Genomic DNA, 15,367 nt, shown 5'->3' with positions numbered 1-15,367 from the left:
AGCATATCTGGTAAATTAGCAGTAAGGAGCTCTAGAAATCTATTATCTTCAAAGAACGATATCATCGCAAAACCTATATATTATTTTTTATTAAAGGGATACTATTACATTTTTTCTTAAGGTTGGATTGATTTTTCGTTTTATAAATATATTGTTACTAAACGATAGCAATTTTTGGATTGTTAAATATCTTAGCTTGAGCTACTATTTTAAAAATAAAATAATAGCGGAGATACTAAGATGAGTTTTATATCAAGCAAAAGTTTAGAACATGCGGATAGGGAAGTATTTTCTATCATAGAGGGCGAGTTAAAGAGACAGACTAACCATCTTGAGATGATTGCTAGTGAGAACTTTACAAGTCCAGCGGTTATGGAAGCTATGGGAAGCGTATTTACAAATAAGTACGCTGAGGGTTATCCATACAAGAGATATTACGGTGGTTGCGAATATGCCGATGCTGTTGAGCAGTTGGCGATTGATAGAGCTTGTGAGATATTTGGCTGTAAGTTTGCAAATGTTCAACCACACTCAGGAAGTCAGGCAAACGCTGCTGTTTATGCGGCACTTCTAAAAGCTGGTGATAAACTCTTAGGTATGGATTTAAGCCATGGCGGACACTTGACGCATGGTAGTAAACCAAGCTTTTCAGGTCAAAACTACTCAAGCTTTACTTATGGTGTTGAAGCTGATGGCAGAATGGACTATGATAAAATCTTAGAAATTGCAAAAGCTGTTCAACCAAAGATTATCGTTTGTGGCGCTAGTGCTTATGCAAGGGAGATAGACTTTAAAAAGTTTAGAGAGATTGCTGATGCTGTTGGTGCTATCATGTTTGCAGACATTGCCCATGTTGCAGGACTTGTTGCAGCTGGTGAGCATATGAGTCCATTTCCTCACGCTCATGTTGTAACAACAACTACCCATAAGACTCTAAGAGGTCCTCGTGGCGGTATGATTATGACAGATGACGAAGATATAGCAAAGAGGATAAACTCTGCTATTTTCCCAGGTATTCAGGGTGGTCCACTTATACATGTAATAGCAGCAAAAGCGGTTGCCTTTAAAGAGATACTAGACCCATCATGGAAGGATTACGCAAAGCAGGTAAAAGCAAACGCAAAAGTGCTTGAAGTTGTTTTAACAAAAAGAGGTTATGATTTGGTATCAGGCGGAACGGACAACCACTTAGTGTTGGTGTCGTTTTTAAACAGAGATTTCTCAGGTAAAGATGCAGATGCAGCGCTAGAGAGAGCGGGAATCACCGTAAATAAAAATGGTGTTCCAAATGATACAAGAAGCCCTTTTATAACAAGCGGTATCCGCATCGGAAGCCCAGCACTAACGGCTAGAGGTATGAAAGAAGCAGAGTTTGAACTTATCGCAAACAAAATCTGCGATGTTTTAGATAACATAAACGACACTGTTTTACATGATAAGATAAACAAAGAGTTAGAAGAGATAGCAAAGGGTTTTGTGATTTACAATAAATCAACTTTTTAAAAGAGAAAAAATGGATGAAATTTCACTCCTGCACGATAACTATAAGCAGATAGAAAAAGCCATCAAGTATATTGATGAAAACTTTAAAGAACACCCCTCTATCGACGAGGTTGCTAAAAATATCGGTATGAGTAAATTTCATTTTATAAGAGTCTTTAAAGAGTATGTAGGTGTTACCCCAAAACAGTTTTTGCACTCTGTTACTCTAAACTATGCAAAAGAGCATATAAAAGAGTCCAAATCTATCCTTGATAGCAGTTTGGATATAGGGTTATCGAGCAGTAGCCGTCTCCATGAGCTTTTCGTAAACCTTATCGGTGTGACTCCTAAAGAGTGGAGAGAAAAAGGAAAGGATGTTCTTATAACTTACGGTTATGGGCAGACTCCTTTTGGGGAAGCTCTTATCGGTTTTACTGATAAGGGAGTTTGTTATCTGGGCTTTATAGATGAGAACAGAGATGAGATTTTTAAAAGATTTAACGAACTTTGGGAAAATGCAAATCTCTGCTTTGATGAAGAAGCCGCACGAGAGTATCTAAAGAACATCTTTATAAAAAACAAAAAATACTCCCTCTTTGTAAAAGGGACAAACCTTCAAGTAAATGTTTGGAAGGCACTTCTAAACCTTCCAAATGGCGTAGTTGCCACTTATGAAGATATAGCAAACTACATTGACAAACCAAAAGCCACCAGAGCAGTAGCGACCGCCATAGGCAAAAATCATATCGGTTATCTTATCCCATGCCATAGAGTCATCGCAAAAAGCGGAGCGATGAGCGGTTATAGATGGGGAATAGAGCGCAAAAAGATACTAATAGCATGTGAATCAATTCAAAATATTAAAATATCCCCTAAAGGCAAAATTACCTAAAATGCGCTCAAATATAGAGAAGGATACTAAATGCCGTTTTCAAAACTTGGACTTTCACAAAATATACAACAAGCGCTAAATAAAAGTGGTTTTACGAAACCAACACCTATTCAAGAGAGAGTTATTCCTCTTGTGCTAGAGCGTCACGATATTATGGCAAAAGCTCAAACAGGAAGCGGGAAGAGTGCTAGTTTTATTTTGCCGATTTTAGAGCTTTTATCTCGTGATAGTTATGAGGGAAAAGCAAAAATAAAAGCGCTCGTTCTAACACCTACAAGAGAGCTGACACAACAGATAGTTGAAGCTTTTGAGACCTTTGGTGCGTTTATGAGCAAGAGAGTAAAAGTTGTTGGCGTAATCGGCGGAGAGGGCATTGGTGAGCAACTCTTTAACATTCAAAAAGGGTGTGATATCTTAGTGGCTACATCTGGCAGGTTTCTTGATATTTTGAGTAAAAAACAGATGAATTTATCACATGTAGATTTTTTTGTTCTTGATGAAGCGGATAAGATGCTTGATTTTGGATTTGCCCAAGAGCTTGAACTTATCCTTGAAGCACTTGGAAAAAAACGTCAAAATCTTCTTTTTTCTGCCACCTATCCTCCAAAAATGCTCTCTATCGCTTCAAGGGTTATGCAAAATCCTCTTGAGATTAGTATCGAAGAAGAGCCGACAGTTCAAAACATTACTCAGCGTGCTATTTTAGTAAACAAAGAAAATCGTGCCCCACTTCTTAGACATCTCTTAAAGAGCGAAAAATATGAGCTTGTGCTTGTGTTTATGGCAAGTAAAAGAGCTGCTGATAATATAGCGGCAAAATTTAGAAAACATGGATTTAGTGCCGATTCGTTTCATGGCGATTTGCATCAAGAGGATAGAAACTACACGCTAGAAGAGTTCAAAGCTAAAAAGATTAAGATTTTATTTGCCACTGATTTGGTTGCAAGAGGTTTAGATATAGATGATGTTTCATGCGTAATCAACTTTGACCTTCCACGCTCTAGTGCCGACTACATACACCGCATAGGACGAACTGCAAGAGCAGGTAAGGCTGGAGTGGCTATCTCGTTTATAGACCATGAAGATGAGGCACATTTTCGCCTGATAGAAAAACGCTCAAATATCAGACTTCAAAGAGAGCAGATAGAGGGCTTTGAACTTATGGGAGAAGCGCCAAAAAGAGAAAAGGGCAAAGAGCCTATAAAAGGCAAAGGCAAAAGTAAAAAGGATAGAGCAAGAGAAGCAGCAACAAAACTCATAAAGTAATGCCAAATAACTCTTAAGCGGTGTTATAATAAGCGATAATGATATATAAAAGGTTTGTCGTGTTCAAAAAATATTACTACTATATCTTCCTGTTTTTACTAGCGCTTGTTCTTTTTTATAAACATGACTACAAGATTATTATAGCTGGAGTAGCTATCTTCTTGATTGGTATGACTTTTATGGAGGATGGTTTTAAATTTTTTAGTGGCGGAGTGCTTGAGGGAGTCTTGCAAGTAAGCACGGAAACGCTTCCAAAGGCGATAGGAACGGGCTTTCTAGCCACTGCTATAATGCAAAGCTCATCTCTTGTATCTATCATCATCATCTCATTTTTAAGTGCAGAGCTTATAACTCTAAGTGGAGCAATCGGAGTTATATTTGGCTCAAATATCGGCTCAACTACTACTGCTTGGATAGTCTCTAGTTTTGGTCTAAAGATAGATATAGCCTCTTTTGCAATGCCCATGATAATTTTTGGGACTGTTTTAAAATTTTCACAGAGTAAAAATTATCATGGAGTGGCAAATATACTTTTAGGGTTGGGATTTATATTTTTAGGTATTGATTATATGAAAGATGGTTTTGAGGTTTTGCAGAGTAAGCTTGACCTCTCAAAATATGCACTAGATGGGTATTTAGGGGCTTTGATTTATATCTTGCTAGGAGTTGTCGCAACTGTAATCATGCAGTCAAGCGCAGCAACAATGGCTATTATTATCACTGCTCTTGCGACAAACCAGATTATATATATAAATGCTCTTGAACTTGCAATCGGTGCAAATATAGGAACTACAATAACAGCGATTTTAGGAGCGCTCTCCTCTAACTCAAATGGTAAAAGAGTAGCAGCAGCGCATCTTATCTTTAATCTTACAACTGCTTTTGTGGCTATTATATTTCTTTATCAACTAAAGGATTTTACGGAAGTTTTGGCTTCAAAAATAGGTATTGGCGATAGTAATTACGCTATGAAACTTGCACTTTTTCATACTATATTTAATATTCTTGGCGTTTTGCTTGTCGCTCCATTTACAAAAAATCTTGTCAAATATCTAGAGACACTTTTCATAGAGGCAAATATATATGCGCTAAAACCTCTATACTTGGATAAAGTCGTCATAAATGTGCCAGATGCCGCGATAGAGGCTATAAAAAAAGAGACAATCCGCCTATATGACAGTGCGATTGAAGCTATATCTCACTCCATTTCACTGCATAGACATGAGTTTATAAAAAGCCCAGATATACAAAGTGTTGTAAAAAATTCACAGATAAATATAAACACGGATGTGGATGAGTTCTATGCTAAAAAAATAAAATCTCTCTACAGCGATATAATCTACTATGCAACTCTATCTCAAGAAAATATGAATCAAGAGAGCCAAAATCATGTATATGATTTGAAACTTGCTTCACGCGAGATAATAGAAGCTATAAAAAATGTACGTGATTTACAAAAAAATATATACTACTACTCAAAATCAAAAAACAGTTATGTAAAAGATGAGTACAACAACATAAGAACATATATTGCAAAGACGATAGACACGATAAATATGCTAAGGGAGCATGAAGATGAGATAGATGTCCTCTCCTCGATAGAGCTCTTAAGAGAGAACATAAAAGCTCTCGATAACATAAAAAACAGCCGTATAGATACGTTAATTAGAGAAAATAAGATAGACTCTAAAATGGCTACATCACTTATAAATGACAGCTCTTTTGCTTATGAAGTGGCGCAAAAGCTTCTACAAGCGGCTACAATATTGTGGATTAAGGATAGAGATTTAAGAACATTAGGAGGTTTGGCATGAAAATAGATAAAATCTTTAAAGGAATAGAAAAACTTTTCTTTAGTGTAAATGGCGAAAAAAAGCAGGAGAAGTTAAAAGAGAATCTTCAAAAAAAGATAACAAAAACAAAAAAAGAGTTAAAAAATGCCTCCACGCCAGAGGAGAGAGAGAACATAAAAGATAAGCTCTATATTCTTAAAAAACTACTCCAGAGAGTTTAAAACTTCTACAAACTCTCTTTTGGTTCGCAGAAGTAATACCCTTGCGAGTAGTCTATGCCTAGCTCTTTTACTATCTTGAAAATCTCTTCATTTTCAACAAATTCGGCAACAATCTGCATCCCAAGTTTATGTGAAAAATCTACAATAGTTGAGACAACAAGCAGAGAGTTTTTATCTTTAGCTATATTTTTGATGAGCGAGCCGTCAATCTTTAAAAAGTCAGGCTTTAGTTTTATAAGATATCCAAAGTTGCTATAACCTGTTCCAAAATCATCAATGGCGATTTTACACTTATATTTTTTGACATTTTTTATAAACCTTAAGACACCATCAAAATTCTCTATATATTCGGACTCAACTATCTCAAAAATAACTCTGTTGCCAATTTCATATTTATCAAGCATCATAAAAATATATTTTGATACATCTTCATCAAGTATATCGTTTATGGATAGGTTTATTGAGAACTCTGCTTCTTTGTCTTTAAACATCTCAAATGCTTCTAAAATAACTGCTTTTGTTATATCGAAGTACTGTTTTGACTGCTTTGCTATGTTTAGAAAATAAAAAGGAGATAAGATTTTATCTCCATCTCTCATTCTCACTAAGCACTCATATTTTTGAGTTGATAAATTTTTGTTGTTTATGATTGGTTGATAGTATGTAATGATATCGCCATTTTTTAGGGCGTCAGATATTTTTTTTGTAACTATCATATTGTTTTCATACTGCTCATTTAGCGATAGAGAGTCATCATAAATCAAAAGGTCGATACCGCTCTTTTTGGCAGTTTTTAGAGCCATATTTGCGCCAGAGAGGATATGCTCGTTCCCTTCAAAAGAGATACCACAACTGCATGAGAGAAGAATCTCTTTATTTTTCATGCTAAATCTCTCTTTTATGAGCATGATTATCTCTTTTGTTATTTTGATAAATTTCTCTCTATCGTACTCTCTACCTACAACTACAAACTCATCCCCTTGCAGTCTGTAAAATTTTAGCTTTTTATCTTTTGAGATGAAGTTGTAGATTTTATTTGCGATAGAGATGATAACTAGGTTTCCAAATTGATGTCCGTAGAAATCATTGAGTTGCCTAAAGTCATCAAGGTTTAGTATCGCCAAAGAGAGATTTTTTAACTCTTTTATATCACTTGAGAGTTTTACTCTGTTGTCGTAACCAGTCAACATGTCTGTTGTAAGAGCATCTTTTATCTCTGTTATATCGCTACGGATAGCGATATACTCAAGAATGTTTCCATTTTTATCAAGTATGGGGTTTATAATAGCATTTACCCAGTAGTACGAACCATCTTTTTTGAGGTTTATTACTTCCCCCTGCCATGGTTTTTTTAACTCTTTTATCGTATGCCACATCTCTGTAAAAGTCTCTTGTCTCATAGCTGGATGTCTTACAACGTTATGAGATTGTCCTATTAGTTCCTCTTTTGAAAAACCGCTGATATTGCAAAACTCATCATTTACATAGGTAATGATTCCATGAGGGTCTGTTTTTGAAACTATAAAGCTTCTATCAACAGTTGCTTTGTACTGCTCTAAAAGCGAGAGAGAGGAGTCATGCTCTTTGGCTAGGGAGTTGGTGCTAGATAAAATTCTTCTAACTATCAACACTAGTATGAATGCAAAAGCTATAAGTGTAGCAAACAGAGATGATGCTATAAAAAAGATTTTATAAAAAATAAGCTCCAATTTTTCGTTTATTAGACTAATTACAGTGTCAAAAAGTTCATGCTCTACATCTCTTAGCGCATTTATTGAGATAGTTGACTGCTCAAACCAGTATGAAGGTGCTATTTGAGAAAAGTTTAAATCATCTCTATTCTCAACAATAGACGCTATCATCGCAAGAGTATTCTCAACTGCCTCTCCTTTGAAATGATTTTCATATATCGTATGCAAATCATCAGTCGCAACAATTTTAAAATTTGCACAATCAAGGTTATAAATCTCTAAAAATTTTATAAGTGACAACAAAGAGCTCTCTGAGAGCTTTTTGCTTGAATAGACCTCCATCAAAATAGCTCTTATCTGCCCAAGAGCCTCTTTTGCAGAGGAGAGATAGCTGTGAGCTTGAATAATGTTTCTGTTCTCTTTATCATTCATCATAGATGGAATTCTTTTTATAAACAGAAGAAGATAGCTTATTTTTTCTGAATAGTAAGCTTTTGCGTCATTGATTGAGAAGCTAAGCAATTCAAGATTGTTCCTGTTTTTAATATCTTCTAGAGTGTTTATCATTTGAGAGTTGTGACAAGAATCATAAACATAAAGAGTGTTTTGTGCATCTAAAACAGCTTTGTCGCAGAGTGTTTTTATATTTTGTATATCTTTATCATCTCTATTATTGTTAGCAATCATTCCAGTCGTAGCACCGCGCTCTATCTGCATGTGGTGAATGACTTTTGAAATAACTTCTGCTTCTAGGATAAACTGTTTTGTAAGTTCTAAATTTTGTCTGCTTTTAACGATATCTGATAAAAGCATAAATGAGAGAATTGCTATAAATAGAATAGGAAGCATTGATAAAAAAAGTAATTTAGACTTTAGTTTTAACTTCATTTCTTCTCTTTTGTTCTTTCATGTTTTGCTAAACTTTAACCTAAGTCAAGCCGTTTGAAGTTGTATTATAGCGACTTAAAACAAATCTGCGTGACCAAAAAATATCTCTTGATTTTGATTTTTTCTGAGCTCTTGAAGAATTTTTTTTGCTCTTAGTTTTGTCTCTTTATCGAAGTAAATCAGCATGTTTCTGCAAAAAATATAATCAAATTTTCCCATACCGCTAAAAGAGGAGTCAAAAATATTTGCCACTCTAAATGTGACTCTTGATTTAACGCTATCATTTAGGCGGTATAAACCATTATCCTCTTTAAAGTATTTGCGAAGTTGCTCTGCGTTTAGATTTCGTATGTTTCTCTCTTTGTAAAGAGCATCTTTTGCCCTATTTATCGCCTCTTGGTTGATGTCGACACCAATTATCTTAAAATTCTCAGCACTTACTCCTGATTCTAAAAGGGCTATTGCTATGCTGTAAGGCTCTTCCCCAGTTGCAGAGGGTGCGCATAAGATTTCTACTTTTTGGTTGTTTTTTTTAACAAGAGCAACAAGCTCCTCAATCTGCTTAAACTCTCTGTAAAAAAAGGTCTCATTTGTTGTTAAAGTGTCGATTAGGGCTTGTTTTAGGGCATTGTCATAATTTAAAGAGTTTAGTAGTTCACGAAATGAGTCTATCTCCCTATGTTTGCAAAAAGTCATTACTTTATTTTTTAAGATGGATGTCTGTTTATCAAAAGTAACGCCAGTCTCGTTTTTGAAGTACTCTGCAATTTGTGAAACATCATCATAATTTTGGATAGATTTAGCTCTCTGCTCCACTTCAACAGGGGCACTCTTTTTAAAAAAATTAAAAAACATTAGTTGCAAAACTCCATAATTTTATTTTTTATACCGTTTATGTCATAAACCTCAATGGCTTCTATGGACTCTCTTGCTCTAAGAGGCATCCCATCTACAATGGCGCTCTCATGGCTTTGGGTAATTGTTCTAGCACCCATTAAAGATAACTCTTTGCATCCGCTAACACCATCATCGCCAATTCCCGTTAGTATAATCCCAAGCGTTCTATAACTTTTTACAAAAGAAGCAAAAGAGCTAAAGATGCTGTTAATATCTGGATTGTATTTGTACTCTTTGGAGGAGGTTAAGTGAAACTCTAAGCCAAAGTTACCGCTGTGTATAGAAGATAAACCTTGACAAATGTAGATATTTCCAGCTTCTAATCTAAGAGAGTTTGTTGTGATTTGTATCTTGTTTTGGCTATTTTGAGAGAGTCTTTTTACAAAACTTGGAATAAAATCAAGTGCCATGTGTTGTGCGATTATGATGGCTGTATGTCGGAGTTTAGGCAGAGCTTTTATGATGCCCTCTATCTGGCTAGGTCCGCCAGTGGAAGCTCCTATCAAAATAACTCTATCAAGTTGTGAGTTCTGTGGCACATAAATTCCTAAGAGCAATATTTTATAAATCTTTATTTGGGCTATTTTATCATATGTAGTGTAGTAATTTAACACTTCTTTGAGATGTTATTTTTATAAAAACGCTACAATAAGCCAAAAATACAAGGAATTTATATGCCACTATTAGATAGTTTTAAAGTTGATCATACGATTATGCCAGCCCCAGCCGTTCGCCGTGCTAAAGGGATGAAGACACCAAAGGGTGATGATATTACAGTATTTGATTTGAGATTTGTTCAACCAAATAAAGAAGTTCTATCTCAAGAGGGAATTCACACACTGGAGCACCTTTTTGCAGGTTTTATGAGAGACCACTTGAACTCTAATGATGTTGAGATAATCGACATCTCTCCAATGGGTTGTCGTACAGGTTTTTATATGAGCCTTATCGGTACTCCAGATGAGAAGAGGGTAGCAGATGCGTGGAGCGCTTCAATGCAGGATATTTTGGGCGTTAAAGAGCAAAAAGATATTCCAGAGTTAAATATCTATCAGTGCGGAACTTATAAGATGCACTCACTTAGCGATGCAAAAGATATAGCTTCTAAAGTGATAGAGCGAGGCATCGGTGTTATGGATAATGATGCCCTTACTCTTGATGAATCAAAGATAGGATAAGCGATGTACATTTTAATTCCAATGGATAGCGATGATATAGAAGAGGCAAAAATCGTTGCTATAAATGATGTTGTTGTGTGGACTCAGCTCTTTGTAGAGGAGGGCAGAATGAAAGAGGTCTCTCACAACAGCGATAAAGATGCTTTTGAAAATCTAAGTCAAGTTGCGGTAGTAAAAAATGACAATGAGTATGTTTGGCCATTTATGGAGCAAAATATGATGGTTTTAGTAGCGCATACACAACGAAGCGTAGAAGATATAGTAGAAGCGTATCTCTTTAAAGAGCTAAATGAGTTAGCGTACTAAATATGTCTTTAGAGCATTTCAGAGCTATTTTCAAGCCTCTCCCTGGGAATCACTACCTTGAGGTTACGACAACAACGGATGAGATAAGCAAACTCTTTAGCGATATGATGCAAGGTGTTGGCGGAGAGTTTAACCTAGCTCTCTATGGCACAAATGAACAAAGTCTTGATGAGATAAGCGCTAGAGTTCAATATATAAATGATTTTAAAACACCTTTTAGAGCACTCCCAAGAGACCATGATGCAGTACTTCTTAAAGATATATTTCATCTTCATCAAAACCAAGAGATGCTCCTAAAGCTATCTTATCTTACCCTTGCAAACACCGCAAACATAATCATTATGGAAAAAAAAGGCATCTTAGATATAGATAAGGTAGTAAAGCAACTCGAAGATTTTGAATTTAGAGCCCCAAACACGATAGAAGCAGTCGAAGGATACGATTTGCTAATCGCTAAAAAGATGCATATGTGGGGTAATGGGTTGTAGTGTTTTTATGTACTAGCATAATCTATGGCTTAAACTATATGCGATTTGTAGCATCTGCAAACCTTTTTAATTCACTATCAAAATAAGAAAGTATCTCAAATATCTCATCATGAACACTGTTGTAATTATTTTTATTTATAACTTTTTCATAGTGAAACACTCTGTTACGAAAATTGCGTATATGGTTAAGTTCTCTATAGAGCACTTCTCTGTTGATAAGTTTTTCTTTGGCGCTCGGCAGATTTGGGAAAATTCTCTTTAGTTCATTGATACGCAATTTTTTATCATAAGGCTTTTTGAAGAGGTTTACCCAGAAGCCGAGGGAGAGCTCTGCAATAATTTTGTTTTTTGAGACACTCTCTCTTCTGTTTTGAAGTACATTTTTGGCTTCTTCTATCTTTCTGATACTGTCTTTTGTAAGGAAGTTTGCATCTTCATACCAGTAAGTTCCAACTTTAACACTCAAAAAGTTATTTATAGCATTGCGAAGAGTAATCTCAAGCACAGACAAAGGAATATAAGAGTTTTTAGAGAAGGTTAAATTCTCCATATACTCATCTACACTCTTGTAGCTTCCAAACCTCTCCTTTGATATAAATTGATTTATTAAGCTATCTTTCATTCCCATTTCCCTATAATTTTGGGGTAATTCCCTTGTAAGCCTACATCCTTGAGGTGTAGCCAAGGGTTATTGAATTTTATTCTAATCCCCACTCTTTCTTCACTTACATAATGTTATACATATTATATAAAGCTCCGATATTCTACCATTTTAAAAAAAATAAAAAAGACGATGGCGGTGTAGAGATACAGCAAGTAAAAATCACGGACTCTCAAGATGTGACACTCTTAAAAGAGGGGCTAAATGTAAAAATACCCGTTAAAGTAAGCTCATACCAGAACAAAATGTTTTTCACACAAGTTGAGCCACTGCTAAAATGATATAATAGTACCAATAAAGGAGTTCATTATGATGCAATTAGCAATTGAAGAGCCGAAGATAGAACAGTTTTTTCATCATTCAAAAGATGAGGTTATGAAGGCGTTAAAGTTTATAGTAGATAATAATATAAAAGATTTTTCAATAGACAATAAAAATTTAGAACTTTCAATGGAACAAAAAATGGAATTAGATTTAAGAATTTCATCGTTTCATAATAATAGAACAATGGGTCGTTCTTGGGAAGAAGTAAAGAGCGATTTAATAAGATAGTTTATGCAAATTAAACTACATGCCAAAGCACAAAAAGCTTTAATGGATACATTTCCATATATCGTGATATATGAAAAATAGGAAGATATTATTATGATTTTAGCTATCTTCCATACAAGTAGAAATCCCATAAACTTACAAGATAGAATTGAATAAAAACCAAGATGAAGTGTATAAAAAATTTTAACGATAAACTCCACTCAATAGTTTTAAGTGAAGATGGGAGCTATACGGCGTACTCAAAAGAGTATGGCGAACATTATCACTCTACAAAGGATGGTGCGCTTGTTGAATCACTTCTTAAGCATGTTATTCCAGCTTTTAAAGTAAAAGAGAACTCTTTAGAGATAACTATCTTAGATATCTGCTTTGGTTTGGGGTTTAACACGCTTAGCGCTATTTGGTACCATAGACAAAATAAGCTAACCTCAAAACTGCGTATATTCTCTCCTGAACTTGATAGCGCTTTGGTTAAATCTCTTGTAAATTTTACTTATCCAAAAGAGTTTGATTCACTCAAAGAGATAATAAAAGAGTTGTCACAAAATGGAGTTTATGAGGATGAAAATCTTTATATAGAGCTTTTTTTAGGCGATGCAAGAGAGTATATAAAAAAGTTTAGTGTGCAAACATTTGACGTTGTTTTTCAAGATGCCTTCTCTCCTAAAGCAAATCCAATGTTATGGACAAAAGAGTATTTTATGGATATAAAAAACATCATAAAAGATGATGGAGTTCTTACAACTTACTCAATAGCACTGCCTATAAGAGTGGCTCTTTGGGAGAGTGGTTTTAATGTTTTTTTAAACAGCGGAGAGGGCTTTAGAGATGCAACAGTTGCATCTCTGGGGGATCTGGAGTTTTTTAGTGCGGTAGATGTAGAGCATAAAATGAAGTGCAATCCCGCTGTTACTTCATTTAGGGATTGCGCTTTTACGTCCTAAAAGTCTCAAGTTTAGTATGCAGTTCATCAGTCATAGAGTTTAGATGTTCAGCTGCTGCTGCAATCTCTTCCACGTTTCTTGCATTTCTTGAAGATATCTCATTTATCTGAGTAACCTGAGAGACGATATGTTCTACATTTTTACCAGTTTTTTCAAAATCACTTACAGTTTTATCACTTGCTCTTACGGCATCCTCAACTATGGCAACGCTGTTATTTATCTTCTCCTCGACATCAGAAGCACTCTGTGCCAAGGCTTGAACTTCCTCTGAGTTTGAGCTCATCTGTCCACTTACATCAACGATAGATTGCACGATTACATTTATGGTTGCATTTATCTCCGTTAAGCTTCTTTGAGTTCTCTCTGCAAGTTTGCGTACTTCATCAGCAACAACAGCAAAACCACGTCCATGCTCACCAGCACGAGCTGCTTCAATCGCAGCATTTAGAGCTAGAAGGTTTGTTTGGTCTGCTATATCTGAGATGATTTCAAGAACATTTTTAACTTGATTTGCTTCATGTGAGAGAGTTTGCATTCTATCGGAGAGTTCTACTTCAAGCTGAGCGCTTTGTGAAACTTTTTGACTAAGAGAGACTATCTCATCTCTTGCCATGTCAAGGTTTTCATTTGCTTTTAATATCTCTTTTTTACTCTCAATAGCATCACTAATTGCTTGTGAAATCTCATCTTTAATGTTTTGAGCTTTTTTAGTTGCCTCGTCTATGATAGTTACAGATTTCTCAACACTCTCTCCAACACCCATAGCCGTAGTTGATAGCTCGTGAGAGATAGAAGCGTTTTCGCTTGAGGATTGTTTTGAGGTTTCTATGAGGTCTTTTAGAGTTGAAATAAGTGCATTAAAACTGTGTGCCATTTGTGATAGTTCCAAAGGTGCATTTTCATCAACTTTTATAGTTAAGTTTTTATTATCGCCTATATTTAAAAGAGAGGTTTTAAATCTTTCTATAGGTTTTACTAAACTTACATTTACAACAAAGATTGATATTGCAATAATAATAATAAGCAGGATTAGCGAATCAATGATTAAAGTATTTCTTATCTCATTTGCAGATGCTACAACCTCCTCTTCACCTATTCTTGAAATGATAGCCCATTTAAGGTCCTCTCCTATTTGAATGCTAGAGTAAGAAAATATAACGCTACTGCCATCAAAACCTACTGATGTAACGTTTCCAGTTTTTCCTTCAAGAGCGTTACGAGTCGCTTCTGTATCAGCAGATCCAGTAGATGGATTTGCAAAAGATGCTCTTACTGAGTGGGTATCTTTTCTTAAGAAGCTATCACTTCTCATAAGTTTGTCAGTACCAACTAGATAGTCATCTTGAGTTATAGCACTTTCGGCTTCTCTATAGTTCATAACTTTACTTATTGCACTATTTGAGATTTGGAATATTAAAACAGCTTTAATTTCTCCATCTACTTTTATAGGTGTTGATAGAAACATTGATGGCTCATTGTTGCTTGGTGCGTAAGGCTTCATATCTATAAAAGTAGGGCGATTGTTTTTTAGGGCTTCTCTGTATGCCATGCCCAAAGAGCTATCTTTTAGTGAACCATGAGTAAGATTTGCTCCATTGTCAGACTCTTTTGCCGCAGTATACATAACATGACCATGTTTTGAACACACAACAAATATATCACTATAACCATAATCTTTTATATAAGCTTGAAAATATGCCTCATGAGGAGCAATTTCAGCTAATGCCATCTGGTTTTTAACTGGATAATCATCTTCACCTTGAACATCTAGTTCATTATGGACTCTTATAAGTGAGCTAGCGAGCTCAGCCAAATCCTTAGACCTTGAGAGAACCTCAATATCCTTTACTTTTGCTTGGAAAAAATTATCAATTTGAGCTTTTTTAAGATCCCTTCCTTTTGATAGTTGAGAGATATTTTTACTAAGAAGCGCTTCTTTGCTTTTTGAACTAGCTATTGAAGTAGATATTAAAGCTAACACAGCTAACGAGGCAACTACTAACAGGATTACCTGCATTTTTATAGACATTTTTTTCATTTCTTTGACTCCATTAATATTAATTAGCGTGAATCTTAACATAGTAGTTGTAAAAATACGGCATATTTTA

At 35.3% G+C, this 15,367-nt stretch carries 16 protein-coding genes; 11 read left to right on the top strand and 5 right to left on the bottom strand.

All coding sequences use genetic code 11. The annotated features are described in order from the left end of the window. Window positions 1-240: 240 nt before the first annotated feature. The 5 genes from AC6H33_RS10310 to AC6H33_RS10290 are packed head-to-tail and all read left to right on the top strand — an operon-like array spanning window position 241 to window position 5,654. Window positions 241-1,503, top strand: coding sequence for a serine hydroxymethyltransferase (locus AC6H33_RS10310; RefSeq protein WP_497604804.1), 1,263 nt, complete (start codon window positions 241-243; stop codon window positions 1,501-1,503). A 10-nt stretch (window positions 1,504-1,513) separates the two neighbouring features. Next, entirely contained in the window at window positions 1,514-2,374 is an 861-nt protein-coding gene (locus AC6H33_RS10305; RefSeq protein WP_497604803.1) for a bifunctional helix-turn-helix domain-containing protein/methylated-DNA--[protein]-cysteine S-methyltransferase, read from the top strand. A 30-nt stretch (window positions 2,375-2,404) separates the two neighbouring features. Next, window positions 2,405-3,640 carry a DEAD/DEAH box helicase gene (locus AC6H33_RS10300; RefSeq protein ID WP_497604802.1) on the top strand — a complete coding sequence of 412 codons (1,236 nt, stop codon included), beginning with the start codon at window positions 2,405-2,407 and terminating at the stop codon, window positions 3,638-3,640. 59 nt (window positions 3,641-3,699) lie between these two features. Then, entirely contained in the window at window positions 3,700-5,454 is a 1,755-nt protein-coding gene (locus AC6H33_RS10295; protein ID WP_497604801.1) for a Na/Pi cotransporter family protein, read from the top strand. Further along, on the top strand, window positions 5,451-5,654 hold the full coding sequence (locus tag AC6H33_RS10290; RefSeq protein ID WP_497604800.1) for a hypothetical protein: 204 nt from the start codon (window positions 5,451-5,453) through the stop codon (window positions 5,652-5,654). The genes AC6H33_RS10295 and AC6H33_RS10290 overlap by 4 nt, the downstream gene beginning before the upstream one ends. A 5-nt stretch (window positions 5,655-5,659) precedes the next feature. On the opposite strand, the gene AC6H33_RS10285 is transcribed toward AC6H33_RS10290, so the two are convergent. The 3 genes from AC6H33_RS10285 to AC6H33_RS10275 form a co-directional block, all read right to left on the bottom strand. After that, window positions 5,660-8,233 (bottom strand): EAL domain-containing protein, encoded by a 2,574-nt coding sequence (locus tag AC6H33_RS10285; RefSeq protein ID WP_497604799.1) that lies wholly within the window; start codon window positions 8,231-8,233, stop codon window positions 5,660-5,662. Between the two features lie 75 nt (window positions 8,234-8,308). Further along, window positions 8,309-9,088 carry a CheR family methyltransferase gene (locus AC6H33_RS10280; protein ID WP_497604798.1) on the bottom strand — a complete coding sequence of 260 codons (780 nt, stop codon included), beginning with the start codon at window positions 9,086-9,088 and terminating at the stop codon, window positions 8,309-8,311. Then, window positions 9,088-9,669, bottom strand: coding sequence for a chemotaxis protein CheB (locus AC6H33_RS10275; RefSeq protein WP_497604797.1), 582 nt, complete (start codon window positions 9,667-9,669; stop codon window positions 9,088-9,090). Before AC6H33_RS10275 ends, AC6H33_RS10280 begins: the two co-directional genes overlap by 1 nt. Before the next feature lie 135 nt (window positions 9,670-9,804). On the opposite strand from AC6H33_RS10275, the gene luxS reads away from it, so the two are divergent. The 3 genes from luxS to AC6H33_RS10260 are packed head-to-tail and all read left to right on the top strand — an operon-like array spanning window position 9,805 to window position 11,102. After that, complete coding sequence (luxS, locus tag AC6H33_RS10270; protein ID WP_497604796.1) at window positions 9,805-10,308, top strand: S-ribosylhomocysteine lyase; 504 nt, start codon at window positions 9,805-9,807, stop codon at window positions 10,306-10,308. Between the two features lie 3 nt (window positions 10,309-10,311). Further along, window positions 10,312-10,614, top strand: a complete 303-nt coding sequence (locus AC6H33_RS10265) for a hypothetical protein (RefSeq protein WP_497604795.1) — start codon at window positions 10,312-10,314, stop codon at window positions 10,612-10,614. A 2-nt stretch (window positions 10,615-10,616) separates the two neighbouring features. Then, window positions 10,617-11,102, top strand: coding sequence for a hypothetical protein (locus AC6H33_RS10260; RefSeq protein WP_497604794.1), 486 nt, complete (start codon window positions 10,617-10,619; stop codon window positions 11,100-11,102). A 34-nt stretch (window positions 11,103-11,136) separates the two neighbouring features. Here AC6H33_RS10260 and AC6H33_RS10255 read toward each other — a convergent pair whose 3' ends face one another. Beyond that, window positions 11,137-11,724 (bottom strand): Abi family protein, encoded by a 588-nt coding sequence (locus AC6H33_RS10255; protein ID WP_497604793.1) that lies wholly within the window; start codon window positions 11,722-11,724, stop codon window positions 11,137-11,139. A gap of 110 nt (window positions 11,725-11,834) precedes the next feature. Between AC6H33_RS10255 and AC6H33_RS10250 the strand changes: the two genes are divergently transcribed. The 3 genes from AC6H33_RS10250 (at window position 11,835) to AC6H33_RS10240 (ending at window position 13,259) form a co-directional block, all read left to right on the top strand. After that, window positions 11,835-12,044: a hypothetical protein gene (locus AC6H33_RS10250; protein WP_497604792.1), complete on the top strand. Its 210-nt coding sequence runs from the start codon at window positions 11,835-11,837 to the stop codon at window positions 12,042-12,044. Between the two features lie 28 nt (window positions 12,045-12,072). After that, complete coding sequence (locus AC6H33_RS10245) at window positions 12,073-12,315, top strand: hypothetical protein (RefSeq protein WP_497604791.1); 243 nt, start codon at window positions 12,073-12,075, stop codon at window positions 12,313-12,315. 164 nt (window positions 12,316-12,479) lie between these two features. Further along, window positions 12,480-13,259 carry a tRNA (5-methylaminomethyl-2-thiouridine)(34)-methyltransferase MnmD gene (locus AC6H33_RS10240; RefSeq protein WP_497604790.1) on the top strand — a complete coding sequence of 260 codons (780 nt, stop codon included), beginning with the start codon at window positions 12,480-12,482 and terminating at the stop codon, window positions 13,257-13,259. On the opposite strand, the gene AC6H33_RS10235 is transcribed toward AC6H33_RS10240, so the two are convergent. Beyond that, window positions 13,249-15,297: a methyl-accepting chemotaxis protein gene (locus tag AC6H33_RS10235; protein WP_497604789.1), complete on the bottom strand. Its 2,049-nt coding sequence runs from the start codon at window positions 15,295-15,297 to the stop codon at window positions 13,249-13,251. The genes AC6H33_RS10240 and AC6H33_RS10235 overlap by 11 nt on opposite strands. Window positions 15,298-15,367 lie beyond the last annotated feature (70 nt).

Source organism: Sulfurimonas limnophila, assembly GCF_059705345.1.
This window is presented reverse-complemented; position numbering and strand designations above follow the sequence as displayed.

What these genes read in the sequence shown, in the direction of transcription:
- AC6H33_RS10310 (WP_497604804.1), top strand. Translation starts at nt 241, where the DNA reads ATGAGTTTTATATCAAGCAAAAGTTTAGAACATGCGGATAGGGAAGTA.
- AC6H33_RS10305 (WP_497604803.1), top strand. Translation starts at nt 1,514, where the DNA reads ATGGATGAAATTTCACTCCTGCACGATAACTATAAGCAGATAGAAAAA.
- AC6H33_RS10300 (WP_497604802.1), top strand. Translation starts at nt 2,405, where the DNA reads ATGCCGTTTTCAAAACTTGGACTTTCACAAAATATACAACAAGCGCTA.
- AC6H33_RS10290 (WP_497604800.1), top strand. Translation starts at nt 5,451, where the DNA reads ATGAAAATAGATAAAATCTTTAAAGGAATAGAAAAACTTTTCTTTAGT.
- AC6H33_RS10285 (WP_497604799.1), bottom strand. Translation starts at nt 8,233, where the DNA reads ATGAAGTTAAAACTAAAGTCTAAATTACTTTTTTTATCAATGCTTCCT.
- AC6H33_RS10280 (WP_497604798.1), bottom strand. Translation starts at nt 9,088, where the DNA reads ATGTTTTTTAATTTTTTTAAAAAGAGTGCCCCTGTTGAAGTGGAGCAG.
- luxS (WP_497604796.1), top strand. Translation starts at nt 9,805, where the DNA reads ATGCCACTATTAGATAGTTTTAAAGTTGATCATACGATTATGCCAGCC.
- AC6H33_RS10265 (WP_497604795.1), top strand. Translation starts at nt 10,312, where the DNA reads ATGTACATTTTAATTCCAATGGATAGCGATGATATAGAAGAGGCAAAA.
- AC6H33_RS10260 (WP_497604794.1), top strand. Translation starts at nt 10,617, where the DNA reads ATGTCTTTAGAGCATTTCAGAGCTATTTTCAAGCCTCTCCCTGGGAAT.
- AC6H33_RS10255 (WP_497604793.1), bottom strand. Translation starts at nt 11,724, where the DNA reads ATGAAAGATAGCTTAATAAATCAATTTATATCAAAGGAGAGGTTTGGA.
- AC6H33_RS10250 (WP_497604792.1), top strand. Translation starts at nt 11,835, where the DNA reads ATGTTATACATATTATATAAAGCTCCGATATTCTACCATTTTAAAAAA.
- AC6H33_RS10245 (WP_497604791.1), top strand. Translation starts at nt 12,073, where the DNA reads ATGATGCAATTAGCAATTGAAGAGCCGAAGATAGAACAGTTTTTTCAT.
- AC6H33_RS10240 (WP_497604790.1), top strand. Translation starts at nt 12,480, where the DNA reads ATGAAGTGTATAAAAAATTTTAACGATAAACTCCACTCAATAGTTTTA.
- AC6H33_RS10235 (WP_497604789.1), bottom strand. Translation starts at nt 15,297, where the DNA reads ATGAAAAAAATGTCTATAAAAATGCAGGTAATCCTGTTAGTAGTTGCC.